This is a genomic window from Neobacillus drentensis, assembly GCF_036966985.1.
GTDB lineage: Bacteria > Bacillota > Bacilli > Bacillales > Cytobacillaceae > Neobacillus > Neobacillus drentensis_E.
The window spans coordinates 1-1,517 of sequence record NZ_JBALSN010000214.1 but is presented as its reverse complement, the minus strand read 5'-3'; the positions used below and the strand labels follow the sequence as shown (position 1 = coordinate 1,517).

Annotated in this window: 2 protein-coding genes; both read right to left on the bottom strand. The window is 39.6% G+C overall.

All coding sequences use genetic code 11. The features are described from left to right. Nucleotides 1–96: 96 nt before the first annotated feature. On the bottom strand, nucleotides 97–726 hold the full coding sequence (locus tag V7659_RS14730; protein WP_335540643.1) for an RsfA family transcriptional regulator: 630 nt from the start codon (nucleotides 724–726) through the stop codon (nucleotides 97–99). Nucleotides 727–809: 83 nt separating this feature from the next. Beyond that, nucleotides 810–1,517: enoyl-CoA hydratase/isomerase family protein (locus V7659_RS14725; RefSeq protein ID WP_335540642.1), on the bottom strand; the 708-nt coding region annotated here is incomplete at its 5' end.

The following is a 1,517-nucleotide window of genomic DNA, read 5'->3' as shown; positions in this document are numbered from 1 at the left end:
GTGCTGGAGCTGGATTCAGAGAGCTATTACAATTATCTACAATACAATAAATATATCTTCTAAACGATGAAAAAGCGGACATTGGGTCCGCTTTTTCTACTTTTCTACTCTTTCAAGATTACCGTTTTTGTCCATTTGGAATTTAACTTTTTGTTGTCGGTCCTCATCTTGAAGAACTACCATTTTCCGAGCTCTCTCCATAATTTCAATTAATGATCGATAGTCCTCTTCGATTGCTTTTAAATTTTTAGATAATCTTTCGTTTTCTGCGGCCAAATAGTATGCCTTTTTTTCCAACTCTTTGATTTTTTCATTAGATTTCTTCCGTTCCGCTTCATTGTTGGATGAGGCTTGTGCTTTTTGTTGAAGCCCCTCTAAATAATGGATCACCGCCGTAAATGAAATCGTGCTTCCCTGTTCATTTCCTGTTGGTGAAGGAACAGCTTCTACTTTAACTGGTTCTTCATAGGTTTCTATTTCATTCGACACTGGCTGTTTTTTTAACTCTTTTCGCTGCTTTTTAGCCAGCTCAATGCCTGATTTATATTGTTTTCTAACAAACGAATTCCAACGAAAGCCACAGGCTGCTGAAGTACGCGTGAGCTGCTTCCCTACTTCTTCGAATGCTTGCAGTTGCGTCCCGCCTTCCCGGATGTGTCGTAACACAACCTCAGCAAGCAACAAGTCTTCATCTTGGGACCATGCATCTTGTCGAGTCGGTGACATTAAATCATCCCTCCTAGTGTTTTTATAATACATATGCATCTACTAGAAAAGATAGACTTAATCAAGCCCTGTGTTTTTCATCTTTATTCATTGTTTTTTCGTAGAAACGCATTTACATACTCATGATGGGTATCGCTTTCCCACAGGATAGCACAATTTCTAACCTCTTCCTCTATTCTTTCGCGCAGTTTAGTTTCTTCCCACTTTCTAATCCAAATCCTTTTATAGGATTTTAGTACATTTACATCCTTAGATATCATTTGTCCAAGGTATATTTCACAAGCCTGAAGAGATTGATCAGTATATAGAGAGTTAATAAACCCAATTTCTTTTAAATATGAGGCTGATTGGAGTTCTGCTTCCATTAAGAGCTTCATTGCACTAGCAACAGGCAACTTTTCTGCTAAAATTGAACCTCCGCCCCATCCCGTTGTTATTGCTTGCTTCCCTTGGATAAACCCTGCCAATATACCTTCTCTCGCTAAGCGATAATCGCAGGCAGCTGCAAGTTCACAACCGCCGCCAACGGCTGTTCCATTAATGAGAGCAACCGTCGGAATAGGCAGTGTAAGCAGCGAATAAAGGATATTGGCCATTTTTGAGAGCATCCCATATGCTTCTTCCTTTGTGCGAAGGGAGTGAAAAACAGATAAGTCTCCACCTGAACAAAAAGCACGATCATGTTCTCCGGTAATAACAAGTGCCTTAATATCAGGGTGCAAAGATCTTTTTATTGCTTCTGCCAACCCTTCCATGACGTCAAAATTAATAGCATTTCTTTTTTCACTTCT